Origin of the sequence: Microbulbifer sp. MI-G (assembly GCF_030440425.1) — a bacterium.
GTDB lineage: Bacteria > Pseudomonadota > Gammaproteobacteria > Pseudomonadales > Cellvibrionaceae > Microbulbifer > Microbulbifer spongiae.
Window position 1 is genome coordinate 1,385,190 of record NZ_CP098023.1, and the last position, 19,101, is coordinate 1,404,290.

General features: G+C 50.7%; 19 protein-coding genes and 2 tRNA genes. 13 read left to right on the top strand and 8 right to left on the bottom strand.

Features of this window, described 5'->3' with window-relative positions; genetic code table 11:
* Positions 1-22: 22 nt before the first annotated feature.
* Positions 23-1,423 carry an adenylate/guanylate cyclase domain-containing protein gene (locus tag M8T91_RS05855; protein ID WP_301417732.1) on the bottom strand — a complete coding sequence of 467 codons (1,401 nt, stop codon included), beginning with the start codon at positions 1,421-1,423 and terminating at the stop codon, positions 23-25.
* Between the two features lie 243 nt (positions 1,424-1,666).
* Between M8T91_RS05855 and M8T91_RS05860 the strand changes: the two genes are divergently transcribed.
* Together M8T91_RS05860 and M8T91_RS05865 are read left to right on the top strand one after the other, a co-directional pair.
* Positions 1,667-2,233 carry a nitroreductase family protein gene (locus M8T91_RS05860; RefSeq protein WP_301417735.1) on the top strand — a complete coding sequence of 189 codons (567 nt, stop codon included), beginning with the start codon at positions 1,667-1,669 and terminating at the stop codon, positions 2,231-2,233.
* A gap of 138 nt (positions 2,234-2,371) precedes the next feature.
* Positions 2,372-2,459, top strand: a tRNA-Ser gene (locus tag M8T91_RS05865).
* Positions 2,460-2,613: 154 nt separating this feature from the next.
* Here the strand turns inward: M8T91_RS05865 and M8T91_RS05870 are convergent.
* Positions 2,614-3,447 (bottom strand): OmpW/AlkL family protein, encoded by an 834-nt coding sequence (locus M8T91_RS05870; protein ID WP_301417737.1) that lies wholly within the window; start codon positions 3,445-3,447, stop codon positions 2,614-2,616.
* 1,461 nt (positions 3,448-4,908) lie between these two features.
* Between M8T91_RS05870 and hdeA the strand changes: the two genes are divergently transcribed.
* On the top strand, positions 4,909-5,322 hold the full coding sequence (gene hdeA / locus M8T91_RS05875) for an acid-activated periplasmic chaperone HdeA (RefSeq protein WP_301417739.1): 414 nt from the start codon (positions 4,909-4,911) through the stop codon (positions 5,320-5,322).
* 462 nt (positions 5,323-5,784) lie between these two features.
* Here the strand turns inward: hdeA and M8T91_RS05880 are convergent.
* Positions 5,785-5,860 (bottom strand) — tRNA-Arg (locus tag M8T91_RS05880).
* Positions 5,861-6,296: 436 nt separating this feature from the next.
* On the opposite strand from M8T91_RS05880, the gene M8T91_RS05885 reads away from it, so the two are divergent.
* Positions 6,297-6,479 (top strand): PA3496 family putative envelope integrity protein, encoded by a 183-nt coding sequence (locus tag M8T91_RS05885; protein ID WP_301417741.1) that lies wholly within the window; start codon positions 6,297-6,299, stop codon positions 6,477-6,479.
* Positions 6,480-7,004: 525 nt separating this feature from the next.
* On the opposite strand, the gene M8T91_RS05890 is transcribed toward M8T91_RS05885, so the two are convergent.
* Positions 7,005-7,712: a 2OG-Fe(II) oxygenase gene (locus tag M8T91_RS05890; protein WP_301417743.1), complete on the bottom strand. Its 708-nt coding sequence runs from the start codon at positions 7,710-7,712 to the stop codon at positions 7,005-7,007.
* Positions 7,713-8,027: 315 nt separating this feature from the next.
* Here M8T91_RS05890 and ccmA point away from each other — a divergent pair, with 315 nt between their 5' ends.
* The 8 genes from ccmA to M8T91_RS05930 all read left to right on the top strand — a co-directional run bounded on the left by ccmA (position 8,028) and on the right by M8T91_RS05930 (position 13,875).
* The gene (gene ccmA / locus M8T91_RS05895) at positions 8,028-8,702 is read left to right on the top strand and encodes a cytochrome c biogenesis heme-transporting ATPase CcmA (RefSeq protein ID WP_301417745.1); all 675 of its coding nucleotides are present in this window, start codon (positions 8,028-8,030) and stop codon (positions 8,700-8,702) included.
* Positions 8,689-9,402, top strand: coding sequence for a heme exporter protein CcmB (gene ccmB / locus M8T91_RS05900; RefSeq protein ID WP_301417748.1), 714 nt, complete (start codon positions 8,689-8,691; stop codon positions 9,400-9,402). Before ccmA ends, ccmB begins: the two co-directional genes overlap by 14 nt.
* 13 nt (positions 9,403-9,415) lie before the next feature.
* Positions 9,416-10,159, top strand: coding sequence for a heme ABC transporter permease (locus M8T91_RS05905; protein ID WP_301417750.1), 744 nt, complete (start codon positions 9,416-9,418; stop codon positions 10,157-10,159).
* A gap of 1 nt (position 10,160) precedes the next feature.
* Complete coding sequence (gene ccmD, locus M8T91_RS05910; RefSeq protein WP_301417751.1) at positions 10,161-10,385, top strand: heme exporter protein CcmD; 225 nt, start codon at positions 10,161-10,163, stop codon at positions 10,383-10,385.
* Positions 10,386-10,456: 71 nt separating this feature from the next.
* Complete coding sequence (locus M8T91_RS05915) at positions 10,457-10,906, top strand: cytochrome c maturation protein CcmE (RefSeq protein ID WP_301419033.1); 450 nt, start codon at positions 10,457-10,459, stop codon at positions 10,904-10,906.
* Positions 10,903-12,897, top strand: coding sequence for a heme lyase CcmF/NrfE family subunit (locus M8T91_RS05920; RefSeq protein WP_301417753.1), 1,995 nt, complete (start codon positions 10,903-10,905; stop codon positions 12,895-12,897). Before M8T91_RS05915 ends, M8T91_RS05920 begins: the two co-directional genes overlap by 4 nt.
* Positions 12,898-12,914: 17 nt before the next feature.
* Positions 12,915-13,499, top strand: coding sequence for a DsbE family thiol:disulfide interchange protein (locus M8T91_RS05925; protein WP_301417755.1), 585 nt, complete (start codon positions 12,915-12,917; stop codon positions 13,497-13,499).
* A 232-nt stretch (positions 13,500-13,731) separates the two neighbouring features.
* Entirely contained in the window at positions 13,732-13,875 is a 144-nt protein-coding gene (locus tag M8T91_RS05930; RefSeq protein WP_301417757.1) for a hypothetical protein, read from the top strand.
* Positions 13,876-14,342: 467 nt separating this feature from the next.
* Here M8T91_RS05930 and M8T91_RS05935 read toward each other — a convergent pair whose 3' ends face one another.
* The 4 genes from M8T91_RS05935 to M8T91_RS05950 all read right to left on the bottom strand — a co-directional run bounded on the left by M8T91_RS05935 (position 14,343) and on the right by M8T91_RS05950 (position 18,335).
* Positions 14,343-14,912 (bottom strand): redoxin domain-containing protein, encoded by a 570-nt coding sequence (locus tag M8T91_RS05935; protein ID WP_301417759.1) that lies wholly within the window; start codon positions 14,910-14,912, stop codon positions 14,343-14,345.
* A gap of 246 nt (positions 14,913-15,158) precedes the next feature.
* Positions 15,159-16,094, bottom strand: a complete 936-nt coding sequence (locus M8T91_RS05940; protein WP_301417761.1) for an AraC family transcriptional regulator — start codon at positions 16,092-16,094, stop codon at positions 15,159-15,161.
* A gap of 378 nt (positions 16,095-16,472) precedes the next feature.
* Positions 16,473-17,102: a maleylacetoacetate isomerase gene (gene maiA, locus M8T91_RS05945; protein WP_301417763.1), complete on the bottom strand. Its 630-nt coding sequence runs from the start codon at positions 17,100-17,102 to the stop codon at positions 16,473-16,475.
* A 102-nt stretch (positions 17,103-17,204) separates the two neighbouring features.
* Positions 17,205-18,335 carry a homogentisate 1,2-dioxygenase gene (locus M8T91_RS05950; RefSeq protein ID WP_301417765.1) on the bottom strand — a complete coding sequence of 377 codons (1,131 nt, stop codon included), beginning with the start codon at positions 18,333-18,335 and terminating at the stop codon, positions 17,205-17,207.
* A 256-nt stretch (positions 18,336-18,591) separates the two neighbouring features.
* Between M8T91_RS05950 and M8T91_RS05955 the strand changes: the two genes are divergently transcribed.
* Positions 18,592-19,083 carry a MarR family winged helix-turn-helix transcriptional regulator gene (locus tag M8T91_RS05955; RefSeq protein ID WP_301417767.1) on the top strand — a complete coding sequence of 164 codons (492 nt, stop codon included), beginning with the start codon at positions 18,592-18,594 and terminating at the stop codon, positions 19,081-19,083.
* Positions 19,084-19,101 lie beyond the last annotated feature (18 nt).

Below are 19,101 nucleotides of genomic sequence, written 5' to 3' on the forward strand. Positions count from 1 at the left end.
TGACTGTGCAGACTGGTGAAACTTAAATAATTACTTTGCTCTTCAGGCTGGAAGTTGCTTTTTGCAAAGACTGCAATACTTTTTCCTTGTCATAATTGCGAATTTTGTCTAGATCCAGATGCATGGAGAAGCCGGGTGCATGTTCTTCCAGATAGCTCTGCTGACCACCAAGATTTTTGCGCAGATCGGTAACCTGGTAGACCTTTACTGGGGTGCTGATTCCCTTTACGGTGATATGCCCTTTGTCACGACACATGACCGTGTGCTTAATCATGGCCCAGGTCTCGTGGCTGATCAGGATTTCCCCGGGCTGGGCCGCACCTTCAAGGCGCGAAGCTAGGTTTACATGCGTGCCCATCACTGTATAGGACTGGTAGTTGGCAGTACCAAAAACGCCCACGGTGCAATAGCCGGTATTGATGCCCATTCTCACCTGCAAGGGACGCGAGATCCCTTTATTGTACCACTCCTGTTTCATTTCGCGCACACGCTTGCGCATTGCCAGGGCCATGGCCACACAGCGCAATGCATCGGATTTTGGCCCATTACTTTCGTCGTCTCCAAATACCACCATCACCGCATCGCCGATAAACTTATCAATGGTGCCGCCGTATTGACCCGCGATACGGGCCATTTCAGAGAGATAGTTGTTGAGCAGAAGCGTGAAGGTTTCCGCTTCCAGTTCTTCGGTAAGCTGACTAAAATCCTTGATATCAGAGAAGAAAACGCTCAGTAGCTTTCTCTGGGTGGTCAGTGCCTGCTCGTTGCCCATGGTGACAGACCGCCACAGTCGTTTGGGCAGGTATTTAGATAATTTGTAGGAGCGCACCTTGTTAACCCGCTGTTCGGTTGTCAGGGCGCAGTTAGCGCTCTCAAGCAGGCTGATCTGTCGCTGGGTGAAAAAGGCGTAGGCGCACAGGTAAGCCAAAATCCCGATGAGGCTCACGGTGCTGATGGTGAGATCGGCATTGATCAGCAGTGTCGGTCTGTGTATTAGGTAACCGGCAGCAACGCCCACAAGCAGACCGGTATTATGCTCAAACCAATTGCGCCCACCACCCAAGGTGAGGGCATTCAGTTGTACAACTGTAACAAACAGCAGGGATGGGAGCATGCTGAAGTTGGCCAGGGCAATGGTGATGCCAATCAACACTGTATCGATGAAGGTTAGGAAACGGCGGGCCTTTTGAGCTTTCAAAGCCTGGACCCGGCAGAGAATATACTGGGCGACGGCGCAGTAAGTGACTAGTAACACCACCATACCCGCACTGAGCAGCTTGTCTACCTGCCAGGGAGGGGACCAGCCATCTGCATTGACATTGACCAGAGTACCCGCTGCCGCGAAACAGACCAGGGTGCGAAAATAGGTAGCGTAGTGGGGGTTGATATTCCGCCCTGTGTCACCTTCGTGCTGGTTCTGCATTTGTGGTTATCTTTTTCCATTGGAGCAGAAATTGAACATGTTGCGAGCAGGTGGAAGATGGGCTCCAGTAACCCTGTGTCCGGCAATGGCTGCGCAGCGTTCTACAAGTAGGTGAAGTGTACTCCTCCAAACCCCAGATTGCGAAAAAACCATTGCCGGCCACTGTTGTACTTTGGGCCTGAGCAGGCATTGTCTGGGCTCGTTGCGGTAGACTCCGGACTCAGAATGTAACTGGAGAGTACCATGGATGCCCTGACAGCCCTGCATAATAGAGTTTCAACAGGCAAGCTTACTGACCCTGCGCCAACTGAAGGACAGCGACAAAACCTCTTTCGTGCTGCCTTGCGTGCGGCGGATCACGCCTGTCTGCGTCCCTGGCGATTCCTGCTGGTGGAAGGGGAGGCGCGCAGGCGCCTGGGACGGATTTTTCTGCAGGCAGCGGAGCAGGCAGAGGTCGCAACCCTGACGGACACCCAGCGCCAGCGCACCCTGGATATGCCTTTACGCGCGCCTTTGATCATCATTGCCATTACCCGCCTGCAGGAGCACCCAAAGGTGCCCTATCTCGAACAGCATATGTCCACGGCTGCTGCCGTACAGGCCATGCTCACCGCTGCCTACGCCGAAGGTGTGGGCGCTTATTGGCGTACCGGGCCATTGGCCGGCAATCCCCTGGTTGCCGAGGGGCTTGGACTGGCCGAGAATGAGAGAATTGACGGCTTTATCTACTGTGGTACTCCCGAAAGTGCCCCCCGCCAGGCACCGAATCTACAGGTAGATGCATTTTTTTCATATTGGAGTGCGCATTAGTGCTTGCACAGGGAGAAACATTTGGGTAAAGTGCGCGGTTCCTCGATTAGTATGCTAGATATCTTATTGATTTCATTGGATATTTAGCAATCGAAAGAACCCTGGTGAGGATGGATTGTCCCAAGGGGGTAACAATTTGGTGAGGTGTCCGAGTGGCCGAAGGAGCACGCCTGGAAAGTGTGTATGTCGAAAGGCATCGAGGGTTCGAATCCCTCCCTCACCGCCACTTTCAGCTCGGTGCTGCGCGCCTGTCAATCCGATAATTCAAATAGTCATTGATTACCCTTTTGAGTATCGGATAGCTAAAGAAATGACAGGACTACTGTTGATGGAAAAATAAAAAAGGGCGCAGGTGCGCCCTTTTTTTGAAGCGAGTTTGATTACCAGTGGAAATCAAACTTGTAGCCAACACCTATATTAAATGACCAGGGATCATAGAGATAATCACCGCCGAATCGGTGGAAATAGAGATCCCCTGTGGTGGCATCGGTAAAGAAGGTACTTACTTCAATATCAGTATCTACGTCGTAAAAGACAGCAGCAACATTAATTAACCAGCTGCTGTCATGACCAAAGTTGAAGTCAACACCAATCTGCCAGGAGTATCCCCAGCTGTATCCCAGGCTCAGGTCGCCAGAAAAGGGGAGGAATATTTCGGTTACCGGGTCGACCCACCCCCAGTCCCTGAGGTCCTCGTCACTGAAGTCGGTATAATTTATACCGACCCCCATGTAAGGCTGCACTAAGCAACTGGGATCCAAAGGATACCAGTTGAGATATAGCGCCGTAAATTCGGGCTCCCAGCGGGCAAAGTCGCCGCGATGGCGGCCAAAAAAGTCTCTATTGTTAAAGCGGCGAAGCCAGGGTCTGCGATTGCCTCCATCGTGGCGATCTCCATCGGTGTAGCTTAACGATACACTGAAGTGATCCATTGGTTTCCATTCGCCGCTAATAAACCAGCCCCACTCCTCATCCGGGTCCACATTGGCACGAAAAGCACCCCAGTCAAATATATCTCCCGGCCAGATGAGCTCTGCATCAGAAAAGGTGACATAGTCGGAATTTGGTGAGACATAGGCTCCGCCAATACGAAACTTAATTTCCTGGGTGGGCGGCGGCGGTGGGGCATAGCCAGCGGGTCCTGCCGAAGCGACACTAGAGATTGCTAAGGCGAGGGGCGTCATTACAGGGATTAAAATACGCGTCATCTTCATTTGTGGTAACTCCATTCATATTCAGCAGATCAAATAGCAATCAGCCCAATCAATGGTCAGTCTAGTCGCACGAAATCACGGGTGTCGAAAAAAGATCAAATGTTGGCGTCTAAAAATGTATTTATTATTATCTGGCATGAAGGTAATCTTTTGGCATATAAATTTCCTACTACAGGTTCGATTGGACGAAAAACTATACGCCTCTGGTACAGAGTATTCCGCTCCTGGAAACTGGTTTATATAAATAAAGCACAGTGTATGTGGTTGTAAAACAGGGACTAAAAGCGGTATGAAATGGTGCTGGTACGGTTTCTGAGTGAGAATAAACCAGGGTGTGGCTATCTAATTTACCCACCGTTTAAATAGTTTCATAGAGCCGATATCGCATCGTTGGACACAGCGAGGAGGCGATCCTTAACTAAACGCCGGCCAGGCTCCAATTGACAGAGCAGGTAAAGCCTCTTTGGCGATGTCTCTTTGATATATTTGTTTGAAGTGGACTGACAAATTTGGCCATTTCATAAGTTGGAGATGGGAGACCTCCCGGTGTTTACTGCGTCACTATGGCGAGCAAGATTATTATGGCAGAGCCCAGACTTTATAGGATGAGCACATACTGGATCCAACCTGGCGAGACTCAGAGTACATTGACAGTGATAGCTACCTTCTAGCAAGCCTGAACTCAGAGGAAATAGGCGGGTTTTTTTGCAGTCATTTTCCAATACCCTCAGATGTACTCGGAGCAGGAAGGGAAGTTGTCTTGTCCCCTTAATCGCCTCTTCTCTACCTTGGATCATTCAACGGGTGATAGTATCGACTTTTATATACGCTACAGTACAACCGTTCCAGAAAATGGAGAAATGACATACCTTGGCAGCTTTTATGTTCTCGCAACCCCTCCCCGTCCATGACCTCCCAGAAAATATATGGACCTTAGTGGACTCCATGCGATACCCAATAGGCACAATTATTGACCTTGCAGTCAGATAGAGCATTGGGTTTATAGGAAAAAGGAATGAGTCTATTCAAATCAAGTGCGCTTACCAATAAGGATCATTGTGTTGTTGCCTTGAGATGAAAAGAGTGTACTGCTTGGTGATGGGTCTGGTCTTCAGAGACTCTCTCACCCCCATTTGGTCATGGCTCTCTATGCAAGAGCCTGTGTAGTTCTTTCGGATTTGTTGTGGTTTGCCAAAGGCATTAAAAAGGAAAACTTCACGATATAGTCTCAAAAATGAAAAATACGTCTATTCTTTCTATGGGTCAGGCGCCTTTTAGATTCGCTGCTCTGGCTTGCGTTTCCGCTGTCGCAGTGCTGGGTCGGTGGGCACTTTACAGCCCGCCGGGGCGTTCGTGGTGATAGGTGTGTCGAGATCCAACAGTTTTCAGGAAACATGCAGACTGGATATGACCTGTCGTTAATTCACGGAGTAAACTCCCGGAAATTTTGGAGAAATGATTGTGAAAAGCAAGCAGTACATCCTTCCCTTAGTAATTGTCAGTCTTACTGCTTCTGCAGCTGTGTTTGCGGAAACCCATTCCAAGAAGTCGGCAAAGGAGTGGACTTGTGCGGACTTTCTGGCAATTGATGACGAGTTTAAGCCCAAGGCTGTCTACTGGGCTGCGGCTTTCTCAAAGCGCGGCCAGGAAGAGGGTGATATCTTGGATATTGAAGGTACAGAAAAGGTGACCCCGATGATTATCACCGCTTGTACCAAGGCGCCAAATGATTCTTTCTGGACCAAGTTCAAGGAAGAATGGCACAAGATGGGAGGTCATCACGATAAGAAAAAATCTGACAAGATGATGAACATGCAAAAGAACAACGGTAACGGCAATAATAGTGGGTCTAACGGCAACAACACGATGCAGTAGAGATTGCTCTATCCACTACTCGGCCCGGCGTTTGCCGGGCTTTGCTCAGCCAGCTCAAGGGGCCAGGCCAACGTATAAAGGCCCTCCGCAAAGCTTTATACGTTGGGTTGGCATTGTTATTTACTGAGAATCTATCATCGGTTTTCCGGTTGACTGAAATTGGTAGGCCAGGCGGATAATGCCATTACGACGGCTTTGTCCATTTAAACTGGACCACCTCGGTGGGGCTGAATCAGCTGCAGGACTTTCAACCTGACCTGCGAGATGTTGTCTGAATTTTAAACAGTTAAATGGGGTTGGGTTTCACTGAGAGTGTAAGAGCTGGTACCAAAACTGGAGCAATACTGGCTTATGGTCAATGTGTTTTGAGGTGATGGGGTGCTTACAGGGATCTTCCAATCGCGGTTTATACGCCTGGGCGAGATACTGCAGGCTTATCGTTGGTGCCTGATAGGCAATAGGTGGCGCCCCCGGGTGGACTCGAACCACCAGTCCGGACTTAGGAGGTCCGTGGTTTATCCTGTTAACCGACGGGGGCAGATGTCTCCACAGGGTAGCCAAGTGCCGACGGAGATTGCCCGCAATTCTATCCTGTATGAGGGCAAATGTCATGCCATCACCGATTGCTACACGGTCGCTGTTTCTTCGTCTTGTTGATACCTGTAAGGTGGCTTGTCACTCTCGGTAACAGTCCAGCTTTTCAGGTTACCACACTTCCCGCGATTTCCGAATCGGAGAGTTCTCGAAATATTTTCACAATTCCTGTGGATACTACCGTTAGATTTTTATTATCAATGGGCTTTAAAGCGGATATTTTTGCACTTTCATTGAGGTGCCCGGCTTGACGCAGTCCTGTCATTGTTTTCCTGTAATTTTTTTCTTGACCCCATTTATTTTGGGTGGCTAATCTGCAAATGCATTCTGGTTGTAAAAAGGTATGTTTGCTTTATCGAGTCAAGATTATGGGGTTTCATATGAGCGCTCATGTTATCGAAAAGTACATAGATTTTGATGCTGTGGATATTCCAGAAATTGCCACTGAGGTATTAAAGCGGGCCACTTGCCATCCCCCGCGTGATGCGCGTCGAATGGTGGAGGATAAACTGGAAGAAATGCGTCTGAGGCGTGAATTAATGGAGTATGACTTCGAAAGTTAAAGACCTCTGCACAAACCCGGTTAGCAAACAGATCGCCGGGTTTGTTTGCGTGTTGAGAAAACCAGTTAGTATGACTGCTAAGTGCTTTGGAAATACAAGGGGAAGTCTAGAAATATGCAGTTCTTTCAGGGGAAAGCATAAATGAATCACATGTGTTCTGCTCCTCTGTTGGGCTGACAGTTACTCCAGTGAGCTATTGTAAACTAGATTTCAACGGCCTGTTAGAATGATTGGTGGATATGGAGGGCAGCAGCGGTTTACTTTCTTGGACGTAAGTGTGACTGCCACTGTTGTTAAAGGCTGCGTAAATTTTTTATGTTCTTGTGCTTTTCACGGTTTGACCTCCTGATAAATTTCTGAATATAGAAAGCGGTATGTTGTTGATGGTCAGAGGTGCTGGCTGCCTGCTTTCGATTGTCTGTTGGGGTGTTTTTTTGTATAAAATAATGAAAATGAAAGTTTGTATTTGCCGCGAGTTTAGACTTGAAGCGGTCTGGACTTTAAGACCGCTTCACCGGGGGGTACTTACATTGGTGTGGCACCGTCTTTCCCATCTACACTCTGCTTGCCGCTAAACCATCCCAGTATCCGCTTCAGTATATGGGACAGTCTTCCTCGTTTGGCTTTGCGCTCCTTGTCGGCCGCACTGACCAGCCACGCGATCTGGATCACCAGGCGCTGGCCTTCAAACGGAAGGTGGCCATGAAAAGAGTTGTCTGCACGTTTAAAAGCGACCAGAGTGCCGTATGCAGGTCTAACTTCCGGAACGACGGTGTCCTCAAAGTCATCAATGCAGTTGAGAAATCGCAGACAGCCATTGCCATCAAGGGTCCACTCAGGATTGAGGTAGAGCAGGGCGGTGGCAACTTTCGACTTGCCATCGGTATGTATTCTGCCGTGGCGCTTTTTCAATGTACGGCTGATGGAGGCATAGGTGGGGTATTGTGATAGCTCTTCAATACCCAGGTTTCTTCCAATGGCGTTGGCAAACTCCGGATCGGTGAATTGCTCAATCAGGGTATTAATGGCAGCTCCACACTGTTCTTTCTCATGGGGGAGGTAGCCGGCACCTTTGAGATGGGGAAAAGCCTCCAGAAATGCCGACATCATCTCCCTGTTTAGAATATTCCTGGCAACAAAAAACGGGAAAGGCTGAAGATTGATTTGGGTATCTTTGCCAGTTAGAGCGTTGGTATCGAGCCAGTGGCTGGCATTTGCAGTGAGACTAGTCATTATTGTGTATCCTTACAGACTGATCCGGTGTTGGCACCGGGTTACATCGATAAACATTGTTGAAGTCGACCACAGAGTTTTGCCCCTATCCCTACAGAGCATGTGGCACGGGGTTTGTGCCGCCTCACGACCCTGGCAAAATATCAGAGGCTAGGGCTGGAGCCAATACCAGCGAACAAAAATCCTCACACTCTGGGCAGTATTTCTGGTCTGGTGCAATGCCATTCAGCTGCGATGGTGTTGAATACCATGCAATTGGCGCAACTGCCGGTATAATGCCGTTCATATTTTCGGCAAAGTGGTTTGATTCCAGCAATGTCTGTGACCTCCAAGTCCCCAGTGGTATTGCAAGTTCGCGATCTGGCCTGTGATAGGGATGGTCGGCGCTTGTTTGAGGGCCTGGATTTCTCGCTGTGCACGGGTGCTGCGATTCAGATCAAAGGTGCCAATGGCGCGGGCAAAACGACTCTGCTGCGTACCCTGGTAGGCATTGTCAGTGATTTCCGTGGTGAGATTCTGTGGTGTGGCAGTTCCTTCCCAAGCGCGCTTCCTGCTATGCGTGGATCGCTGCTGTATATCGGGCATCGGGGGGGAGTGCGTGGCAGCCTGACACCTCTGGAGAACCTGCTCTGGTATGGTGCGACCCGAGAGTCAGCACTTTGGGCGCTGGATTGTGTGGACCTGAGTGGGTTCGAAGGCAGTCTGTGTTACAGCCTGTCCGCGGGAGAGAATCGCCGAGTAGCGCTTGCGCGCCTTTTCTTGCCTCAGACTCCGCGCCTGTGGATTCTAGATGAGCCTTTCACTGCGCTCGATGCCGTCGGGGTGGCGATATTGGAACAGCAGATGGCTGCCCATTTGGGTTTCGGCGGCTCCATCCTGCTCACCTCCCACCAGTGCTTATCTCTCGAGAGGCTCGTTTCTGTTGATTTGTCTGACTTTGTGGTCGATGAATCTTTGGTGGCGATGGAGGCAGAACATGTCTTCAGTTGATACCCAATCACTGGTAAGTGGCGTGCGCACTGCACCGGACTTTGCAACGTTCTTACGAATTGAGATGTTGCTGACACTGCGCCAGCGGGCAGACATCGCCAACTCCCTGTTGTTTTTTGTCTCGGTGCTTGCCCTTCTGCCTCTCGGGCTCGGACCCGAGCCAGAGCTGCTGGCAAAACTGGCCCCCGGCATGATCTGGGTGATGGCTCTGCTCGCGACCATGCTGTCCCAGGAGAATTTGCTGCGCAGTGACTTCGAGGACGGGACTCTCGAGCAACTAATTCTGCTGCCTCAACCCCTGTACTTTGCCGTACTGGCGAAATCTCTGGTGCACTGGATGGCTATGGGCCTGCCGCTGGCACTGTTGTCGCCGTTGCTGGCACTGATGTTGAATCTGCCCGGGGAAGGGTATCTATGCCTGTTTGTCTCGCTGTTGATGGGCACCGCCAGTCTGAGTCTAATCGGCGCTATAGGGGCTGCGTTGACGGTGGCTGTGCGACGCCCTGGTTTGCTGCTAGCGCTTATTGTTATGCCGCTTTATGTGCCCGTGCTAATCTTCGGCACCGGTGCGGTGCAAGCGGCTATCGATGGCTATGCCTACAGCGCGCAGCTGGCGATGCTGGCCGCTCTGCTGGCCTCGGCAGCAGCACTGGCTCCTTTGGCCGCTGCGTTCGCAGTGCGTATCAGCCTGGATAATTGATTCGGAGGTCTTTTTGGCTTGGCAATGGTTTCACCGCTTGGGTTCACCGCGCTGGTTTTATCAAAAGACAGGTGCCTGGTTGCCCTGGCTGGCGTTCGCCAGTGCAGTGTTACTAACTGTTGGCAGTATCTGGGGTCTCGGTTTTGCACCGCAGGATGCCAAACAGGGTAATAGCTATCGTATTATTTTTGTCCATGTGCCGGCGGCCTTTCTCGCCCTGGCCGGTTACTACCTTATGGCGATCAGTGGTGCCATTGGCTTGGTCTGGAAGATGAAGCTTGCTTTTGCAGTGATGCGGGCGGCAGCACCCATCGGTGCAGTGCTGACGTTTATCGCACTCTTTACCGGTGCCGTTTGGGGTAAGCCCACCTGGGGCGCCTACTGGGTGTGGGATGCCCGCATCACCTCCATGCTTATTTTGCTGTTTCTGTATATCGGGGTGATGGCCTTGTCCCAGGCCGTAAGCCGGGAACAGGTTGCCGACAGGGCCTGTGCGCTGCTGGCCTTGGTAGGTACGGTAAATATTCCGATTATCTACAAATCCGTTGACTGGTGGTTTACCCTGCACCAACCTGCCACTCTCCGTTTGACAGAGGCCAGCAGTATTGACCCGAGCATGTTCTACCCGCTGCTGACTGTGATTATCGGATTCTATTGTATGTACGCCTGGACCTTGCTTATGCACACCCGCACCTTGCTGTTGCGCCGGGAGATTCGTACCAAGTGGGCTCAACAGGAACTGACTGAGGGCAAGTAAGATGCAGTTTCAATTTTCCAGCTTTGCCGAATTCCTGGCGATGGACGGCCACGGCATTTATGTATGGATTTCCTATGTGGTGACTTTTGCAGCGCTTGCCGCCCTGGCCCTGTACCCCCGGATTACACGCCGCCGGATTCAGCGCGAACTGCAGCGCCAGCAGCGTATTGTGCAGCGCCGGTGCAAGGTCAATAACGAGCGGATAGCCGTGGTAGAGTCGGCATAGGCTAACTGGTTTTTGAGTCAACGCGAGCTCTTAGCGGATAACATGAACACTAATGGAGTACTCCTATGACAATGCACCCTGTACGCAGGCAGCGCCTGATTTTGGTACTTGTCCTGGTTACCTTATCTAGTGCCGCAGTGGGCTTTGTGACTTTTGCGTTGCGCGAGAACATGGATTACTTCTATGCCCCCAGTGCCTTTGCTGCGGGGGCGGTGCCTGTCGAGAAGCGCATTCGCGCCGGAGGCTGTGTGGTGCCAGGCAGTATCCAACGCTCGGACAAGAGCCTTGATGTACAATTTGTAATTACCGATGGTGAAGAGGAATTAACGGTGTCTTTCGATAAGATTCTGCCGGACCTGTTCGCCGAGGGCGAGGCCGCGGTCATCACCGGGCGGCTGATGCCAAACGGTATCCTGCGCGCTGATCAGGTACTGGCCAAGCACGATGAAACCTATACGCCGCCGGAAGTGGCGGAGAGCATGGTTTCCCATAAAAGTTGTGCCGGGGGAGCAAAAATATGATCCCCGAGTTGGGCCATGTTGCACTGATTGCCGGTCTGCTGCTTTCCGTTGCCCTGTCAGCATTGCCGATTGCCGGCAGCTATATGGCGCGCCCCTTGTGGATGGAGGCGGGGCGGCCCCTGGCATTTGGGGTGTTTACCTTTGTTCTGATTGCCTTTGCCTGTCTGACAACTGCCTTTGTGCAGAGCGATTTCACGGTTGACTATGTTGCACAGAACTCCAACCGTATTCTGCCCATTTACTACAAGATCACTGCTGTTTGGGGTGGCCACGAGGGCTCGATACTCTTGTGGCTATTAATGCAGGCCGGCTGGGCTGCCGCGGTGGCACTGTTTGGACGCCAGCTGCCGCCGGAGCTGTCTGCGCGGGTGCTGTCCGTATTGGGCATGGTGTTGGTTGGTTTCTTCCTGTTTATCCTGCTGACCTCGAACCCCTTTGATCGTACTTTGCCTTTCCCACCGGTGGAGGGCTCCGATCTGAACCCCGTGTTGCAGGACCCGGGTATGATTGTCCACCCACCCCTGTTGTATATGGGCTATGTGGGTTTCTCGGTTGCGTTCGCTTTTGCCATTGCAGCACTGCTGGGTGGGCATTTGGACGCGGTGTGGGCGCGTTGGGCGAGGCCCTGGACGGGTGTGGCTTGGGCCTTCCTCACCCTTGGCATCGCGATGGGCAGCTGGTGGGCTTATTACGAACTGGGTTGGGGCGGCTGGTGGTTCTGGGACCCGGTGGAAAATGCCTCGCTGATGCCTTGGCTGGTGGGCACTGCACTGATGCATTCACTGGCAGTGACGGAAAAGCGCGGCCTGTTTAAAAGTTGGACCATTTTACTGGCGATATTCACTTTCAGCCTGAGCCTATTGGGTACTTTTCTGGTGCGCTCCGGGGTGATTACCTCAGTACATGCGTTTGCAACAGATCCGCAGCGCGGCAGCTTCATCCTGGTCTTCCTGGCGGTGGTTATCGGCTTGTCCCTGTTGTTATTTGCCCTGCGTGCGCCCACAGTCAGTGCCCGCAGTGTTTTCTCTTTCCGTGCGTTGGAGACTTTTCTGCTTGGCAACAATATTTTACTCGTACTGATTATGGCGATGGTATTAACCGGCACCCTATATCCGCTGCTGGCTGATGCTTTACATTGGGGTAAAATCAGCGTGGGAGCGCCGTTCTTCAACCTCTTCTTCGTGCCCCTGATGGCTGTGTTGTGTCTACTTCTGGGCATAGGTATCCACGCCAACTGGAAAGACAGCCGCTGGGAAAAACTCCTCGGTGCCTGGCGTTTGCCCTTTCTGGTGGCGCTGTTGGTAGCCCTGCTCTGGCCGTTGGCTTTTGATCACTATCACTGGGGCGCGGTGCTGGGTATTTTTATCGGTATCTGGGTATTGGCGGCAAGTCTAGAGCATATTGTGTTTAAGACCCGCAATGCCAAGTCCTTTATCACGGGCCTCAAGCGCCAACGCGCCAGTTATTACGGGATGCACCTCGCCCATATCGGTCTGGCGGTGGCCGTGCTTGGGACGGTATTCACCACGGTGTACAGCGAGGAAAAAAATCTGCGCATGGGGACGGGAGACAATTATCGTGTGGCCGGCTACGATTTCAAATTCGACGGTGTGCGCTTGGTACAAGGTCCTAACTACCATGCCTTTGAGGGGGTTTTGCAGTTGAGCAAGAATGGTAAGTTCTTAGGTGAGTTGCTCCCGCAAAAGCGCAATTACTTCTCCGGCGGTAACACCATGACGGAAGCGGCCATTGATACCGGCTTGTTTCGCGATATTTATGTAGCTCTGGGAGAGCCCTTGGAGGACGATAACCCCAGTGGGGATTGGGCGGTACGCCTGCAGTATAAAGCGTTTGTGGTGTGGATCTGGCTCGGGGCCTTGTTGATGGCGATCGGTGGGGGCATGTCGGTGGCAGACAAGCGTTATCGCAAAGCCACAGCCGCACGTTCTGTGGATGCTATACAAGTCCCAGGTACCGTGACCGCCGTATAAGTGTCGGGATGGATGGAATGTCGAGATTAAAGCTCTTTTTGCCCCTGTTTATTTTTATGGCGCTGGCTTTATTGTTCTGGCACGGTTTGTCCTTGAATCCTCAGGAAATGCCTTCGGCACTATTAAACAAGCCGGTGCCGGCCTTTTCCTTGTCCAAGGTAACGGATAGCAGCCAGATTGTGCATAAAGAGGATCTGCCCAGGGAGCCACACCTGCTCAATGTATGGGCCACATGGTGCATAGCCTGCCGGGTCGAACACCCCTACCTCAACGCTTTGGCGGAGCGGGGCGTTCCTATTGTAGGTATTAACCTGAAAGACGACGATAAGGCCGCTCTGGCATGGCTGGAAAGATTCCACAATCCCTACCGATACAGTCTGGCTGACAGAGAGGGGCGCCTATCACTTGATCTCGGTGTGTTTGGTGCCCCGGAAACCTTCCTGGTTGATGCGGAAGGTACGATACGCTGCAAACATGTGGGGATTGTGGACGATAAGGTATGGCAAACTAAGCTGCAGCCTCTCTACGATAAGCTCACCACCCAGGGTTGGGAGGAATTTGCCGGTGACCTTTCAGATTCCCTCCTATCCCGTTGTCACTGAAGCCGAAAAGAAGTCGTTTGTCTGCAGGTTGGGATACGTCAAGGGTAAAATGTGTTTTCAGCAGCAGCTGGATTAGGTCCGCACCCAATATCCCCGTGCAAACCACCACGGTACAGCTCTGATCATTAACAATTCTGCAAACCCGGATGTTTTAGCAGGTGATAACGGTGAGCCGGTTGGCAGTGCCGGCCGCTCCATGTTGGAATTGTTGCTCAAGCGGGGGGAATTGCCAATGTCGGGGTTAATGCGCCCCTATCGGGATTTCGTAGATGTGGCATTACTGCATGTGAAACTGAAGTGCTTTGTGCCACTACAGCGATTATCCATGAGTTGTGAGTTTGCCCAGGAACCCTCTGCGTTTCCTGGTAGCACATAACAAGGGCGATGATGGGAGGTGGAATATACCATTACAGCCACGATCCCTATCACCTTGCCACAAGAGCAGTGGCATTTATTGAAGGCACCACTTTTGGCCGAGGGTTGTGTTTTACTGGAATGAAAAAGGGCCTTTGGGGTCCTGGGCTTCTTTTTATCCGCTTTGGCTGTTCACCTGCTACCATTTTCTGTCGGGTATAGCCCTGTAGCAGAGCTGGGAATCTCTGTGAGCAGAGCCTGATCGCTTAAGAATTGTTGATTTTTAAGCAGCCTGAAAGCGGGTTATCGATTTCAACTCCATTCAGTGGAAGCTGGCATTAGCGCATGATTTACCCTGGGGCTCAACATTTTTGCCATCAAGCGGGAGCCTTTCATTAGTTGGTAGGGCCTTGAGCACTTGCAGAGGTGTTTCATGGTACTGTTTGATCAAATGTCGATCCTAATTGCTTTGTATGATACAGAGAGGTCTTATGTGCTCATCAGCGGGCTGCTCGCCGTACCTTGTACTGATCTTTGTTTCATAAAGCTTTCCACATCAGAAAAAGGAATATGATCGGAAATATCCTTTGCCGTATAGGATTGGACAATCTTGCCTTCTTCGCTCAAAAGCAGATCAGCAGGCAATTGACTGGTGGTAAGTAGTCCTCTTATACCAGTTATTGACAACCCTTGTAGTAATCTTGGCATGTGCAGTATCACGGCCTTAAGTTTGGCCATAAAAGAAGATCGTAGATGTAATCCTTGGTAAATTAAAGCCTCCGGGTCGGCAATAATTTTGAAGGGTCTTGGTTGCCGGGCGATAAATTTTCTGGTATCGGAAACGGAAGACTTGAAAACGGCGACTATCTGTATGTCACTTTTTAAAAAATGTTGTGCGTGTTGTGTCATTTCATAGACGCGCATATTACAAAAAGGGCAGTTTGCTTCCCGGAATATGGATAACCAGACTTTCTTTCCCTTGCCGATATTGATCTGATTTCCTTCAATATCTGTCATGTTTAACCGAGATAAGTAATGTTCAATTTTTTTATTTCTCATTGGGTTTCCCTTCATTGAAAATTAATGGATGGATACGGAGTGATACGCTACATGTTGCCTGTCTGTCAGTAATCGTGTGTGATGGGCGGGAAAAGCGATATCACAATAATAATATCTGGCCAATTGTTTTATTCGGTTGTAAATACTTGAAGACATGCTTGTAGAATATTTTTTAAGTTTTGCCAGGTAAAGATGTGATAGGATTAGCGTATATTCTGGTTTATTCTTGTGGGATTTATAGGTTTTTCATGACGCTATTCTGGCATGGTTGCGGCGGAACTCACCAGGCCTTACACCGTGTTGTTTCTTAAAAACCTGGCTAAATGCCGCCTCTGACCGATATCCAATGCGCTCTGCAATACTGATTAATGGCATAGATGTTTCTATCAGCAGGCGACAGGCCTGTTGCAGGCGAACAAAAATAACATATTGCAGAGGAGTCATTCTTACTAATTCAGTAAAACGGTTTGAGAATGATGACCGGGACATATTGGCCAGCTGCCCCAGGCGCTCAACGCTCCAGTCGTTCGATGGATTTTTGTGTATTGCAGTTAACACCTTATTTATACGTGAATTTGTGAACGCGGATAAAAAAGGAATTGTATCTTTACTGGCAGCTAGAGTGGTGCGTATTACCTGAATCAAGATGATTTCAGATAATCTATTGATAATGGCGTGAGCGCCCGGGTCGTGGCTGGCTGCTTCATGGCCTATAAATCCAATTGCATTCTCCAGCCACTTAGAATTATACGTTGTATCTCCGGAGACATAGAGTTTTTTTGGTAAATTTTCAAGAAGGGGGTGACCGCCAAGAGCATCAAAAGAGAATTCACCACAGACAAGACAGCAGCCCGCGCCACCACCACCGTATATTAGTGGGCCTTCACCGGAAAAGCCAACTTCCTGTAAAACATCATCCAGTGGCCGTGTATCGGTGCTTTTTGCATCTGCGAGCTTGTGCGAAGCCCCATGGGGCACAATGACCAAGTCGCCATTAGCCATAAATTTCCAGTCCCCTTCTCCCTCTATCTGTATCCAGCACTGACCTCTAATCACGATGTGGAAGCGGGCAACTGTTTTTTTTGCAGGCACCTCAACACCCCAAGGTGCAGTGAGGTCGGTACGAAAGTATAAGCTACTGGACATACGCAATGTATTCAAGATATTGGTAAGTGCATCCATAGAGTTTTACTGATTGGCGATCGTGTATAGGTTTGTACTAATTAGTTTGAAGGCTAGCAAATGAATTATCGGAAGTCATTGTTCTACATAGAGATAAACACGATTCAGTATGTTTTTTTGACGTATTAGTATAGGTGGCGATTTCTTGCACAGTCGGGTATTAAAACCAACATTATCGATGATTGCGAGAACTGCAGCTGTTACTTGCCTCACTAAGATCGCAGATAACTGAGCGTTTCAACTCCGCTGAACAGTTGTTTGGAGGCATCTAGTAACTTTGTATCAAACTATTATTCTTCCCAAGCTAACGGGTTATATAAGTGAGGGTATTTCAGCATTGCCTGCGCAATGTTGCCCAGGCAATGTGCTGGGGCTAAGTTATAAGGTGCTGTCCGCTTGATGCTCTGGACGGGCTTTGGTAAAAGCGGGTAGCTCGGAACAGACATTGGCGATCTGCTGAATCTTAGGGTAGTTGTCCATATCCATTCCAAAGCGCTCGGCATTGTAGATTTGCGGCAGCAAGCAGCATTCAAATAACCCCGGTCTGTTCCCCGCAGCGAACGGAGTCGGCTGTAATTGTTGTTCCAGTGCTGAGAAGCCAAGGTCAACCCAATGTAGCAGCCACTGGACCTTTTGTTCGTCGCTGATACCGTATTCTGCTTGCAGGAATTGGAGTACGCGCAGGTTTTGAATAGGTTGAATATCACAGGTAATACTGTAAGACAGGGCCCGGATATGGGCGCGGTCATCGGGATTCTCAGGCAGTAGCGGTGATTCAGGGTAAGCTTCATCCAGCCATTCCAGTATGGCGACTGACTGGGTCAGGTGTATGTCGCCATCTTCCAGTGTGGGAACCAGCCCCTGAGGATTGAGTTCGCGATAGTGTTTGCCTAGCTGTTCTCCTTTGAGAAGGTTCACCGGGTGGTACTTGTAGGCGAGGCCTTTCAGGTTGAGGCCGATGCGTACCCGATAGCTCGCGGAGGAGCGAAAGTATCCGTAAAGATCCATTGTCTTTCCTGTTTCTGGTTATGGCTACTCCGGCAAGGATATTACCGGTATCTTCATTTATTTTCTTGAGCGTGATGCTGTGGCAGTCTGCGGGCAGTGCGATTACCGTGCCTTCCAGGAATTGACATATTCCGGCAGCTCCACGGCGTGGGCATCTGGCAATATGTCCCATGGCGTTCGGCTGTCGATCATTACAGCCACCTCGTCGGTTTCCCTTCTGACCCGTTTCCTGCCGGCTTCAAAGGCCTTTGGGTGGGGGCCGTGGGTAAACCCGGCAGGATGCAGCGTTAACATACCCGGGTGGATATTATCGCGGCTAAAAAAGTTGCCGCGATGATAAAAAATCAGCTCATCGTAATCATCATTGTTATGAAAAAAGGGGACCTTGAGTACACCGGGGTCGCTCTCCAGTGGGCGCGGTGTAAAAGTAGCAATCACAAATCCGGGCCCTACAAACGTGGTGTGGGCGGAAGGGGGCAGGTGGTAACGATGGCTCATCACGGGGCGGATAGACCGCCAATTGATTCGCACCACCAAATTGTCACCGGTCCAGCCAGTGGCGTCTAAGGGGTTAAAAGGAAAAGTAATGGTGGAAAGTTGCTGGCGGGCTTTCACAACCACCCGAGACTCGATTTCTCCCTGCTGGGCAAGAAATGCCTGGTCAATGCTGGGCACATCCAATGTTGCCTGGTCGAAAATAGCATTGGCGCCCAATATCCCTTTTTCCGGTAACTGAAAGTGACCGCCACTGGCCTCCACCATCAGTAGTGCCAGAGAGTCCTCCTCCCATGGGGACAACCGCCACATGGTACCACGCGGCAGGATTATATAGTCGCCATCGCGGATGGGCAGATGCCCAAAGTCACAAAAAAGACTGCCTCTGCCACTGTGTATAAAAAGCAGCAGGTCCCCATCCGCATTGCGCACCAAGTGGTCCATAGGCTTGTGGCAGGTCCACAGCGCGACCAGACTGTTGTCATTGCGCAGGATTGGTTTTTGGTCCCAGGGGCTTTTTCCTTTGTGGATCATTTTCGTACTGTCGAAAGCGTGCGGGCGTAAAGGCCCTTCAAACGCGCTCCAGCCGGTGGGTGGGTGTCTGTGATAAAAGTGAGTGCTGGGACCAAAAAACCCCTCTTTTCCCATTTCCCGCTCAAAAGTATCTGGCGGGAGGTCTGCATGAGCCTGGCGGCTGGTGTTCCCCTCAATGCGGGGAAAGCTTATCCACTTGCGCATGGATGGCCTCGCTTTTGCTGGATGGGGGGGGATTGTCCGGCTTACACGGGCATTGCGCATCTTTCTCGCGTTTTGCCTGTAAATGGTTAGCAAAAATGGCGCATAAAGCCCTATAATGAGCTATCAATTTTTCCACAATGCCGAGATTTCCTCGAAGGGTATTTGCGTATTTGTCGGTTACAATTGAAACCAATGTTAGTTAAATTGAACGTCTGGTACAAACCGGATTTATAAACAGACAGGTGTAAGAGCAGCCATGAGCAATGACCAGGATACGCCGGTGCAACCCAGTGGTTTACGCTTGGAACGGTTTTTGCCTTACCGACTGTCGGTACTCTCAAACCGTGTGAGCAACGCCATTTCTCAGGCTTATGGTGCGCGCTTCCATCTCACTATTCCCGCATGGCGCGTAATGGCAATCCTTGGGCGTTTTCCCGACCTGTCTGCCGCAGAGCTTGTCGAACAGACCGCCATGGACAAGGTGGCGATCAGCCGTGCTGTCTCCTCCCTGTTAAAGCACGATTACATCTCGCGCAGTGAAGATCCTTTAGACCGTCGGCGCCAGGTATTGAACCTGTCAGCGTTGGGTCGCAGCGTTTATGAGCGCATAGTACCTTTGGCCCAGCAGTATGAAAATGATCTGGTGGCTTCGCTCTCCGATGAAGAGCGAAAACAACTGGATAGTCTTATTGAAAAACTGATGGTCCGTGCCAAGGCGTGGTCTGAGCACGGACTGACCGACGAGTGAGTGAAATAGTTGAAGGAG

What these genes read in the sequence shown, in the direction of transcription:
- M8T91_RS05855 (WP_301417732.1), bottom strand. Translation starts at nt 1,423, where the DNA reads ATGCAGAACCAGCACGAAGGTGACACAGGGCGGAATATCAACCCCCAC.
- M8T91_RS05860 (WP_301417735.1), top strand. Translation starts at nt 1,667, where the DNA reads ATGGATGCCCTGACAGCCCTGCATAATAGAGTTTCAACAGGCAAGCTT.
- M8T91_RS05870 (WP_301417737.1), bottom strand. Translation starts at nt 3,447, where the DNA reads ATGAAGATGACGCGTATTTTAATCCCTGTAATGACGCCCCTCGCCTTA.
- M8T91_RS05885 (WP_301417741.1), top strand. Translation starts at nt 6,297, where the DNA reads ATGAGCGCTCATGTTATCGAAAAGTACATAGATTTTGATGCTGTGGAT.
- M8T91_RS05890 (WP_301417743.1), bottom strand. Translation starts at nt 7,712, where the DNA reads ATGACTAGTCTCACTGCAAATGCCAGCCACTGGCTCGATACCAACGCT.
- ccmA (WP_301417745.1), top strand. Translation starts at nt 8,028, where the DNA reads ATGTCTGTGACCTCCAAGTCCCCAGTGGTATTGCAAGTTCGCGATCTG.
- ccmB (WP_301417748.1), top strand. Translation starts at nt 8,689, where the DNA reads ATGTCTTCAGTTGATACCCAATCACTGGTAAGTGGCGTGCGCACTGCA.
- ccmD (WP_301417751.1), top strand. Translation starts at nt 10,161, where the DNA reads ATGCAGTTTCAATTTTCCAGCTTTGCCGAATTCCTGGCGATGGACGGC.
- M8T91_RS05915 (WP_301419033.1), top strand. Translation starts at nt 10,457, where the DNA reads ATGCACCCTGTACGCAGGCAGCGCCTGATTTTGGTACTTGTCCTGGTT.
- M8T91_RS05920 (WP_301417753.1), top strand. Translation starts at nt 10,903, where the DNA reads ATGATCCCCGAGTTGGGCCATGTTGCACTGATTGCCGGTCTGCTGCTT.
- M8T91_RS05925 (WP_301417755.1), top strand. Translation starts at nt 12,915, where the DNA reads ATGTCGAGATTAAAGCTCTTTTTGCCCCTGTTTATTTTTATGGCGCTG.
- M8T91_RS05930 (WP_301417757.1), top strand. Translation starts at nt 13,732, where the DNA reads ATGTCGGGGTTAATGCGCCCCTATCGGGATTTCGTAGATGTGGCATTA.
- M8T91_RS05935 (WP_301417759.1), bottom strand. Translation starts at nt 14,912, where the DNA reads ATGAGAAATAAAAAAATTGAACATTACTTATCTCGGTTAAACATGACA.
- M8T91_RS05940 (WP_301417761.1), bottom strand. Translation starts at nt 16,094, where the DNA reads ATGGATGCACTTACCAATATCTTGAATACATTGCGTATGTCCAGTAGC.
- maiA (WP_301417763.1), bottom strand. Translation starts at nt 17,102, where the DNA reads ATGGATCTTTACGGATACTTTCGCTCCTCCGCGAGCTATCGGGTACGC.
- M8T91_RS05950 (WP_301417765.1), bottom strand. Translation starts at nt 18,335, where the DNA reads ATGCGCAAGTGGATAAGCTTTCCCCGCATTGAGGGGAACACCAGCCGC.
- M8T91_RS05955 (WP_301417767.1), top strand. Translation starts at nt 18,592, where the DNA reads ATGAGCAATGACCAGGATACGCCGGTGCAACCCAGTGGTTTACGCTTG.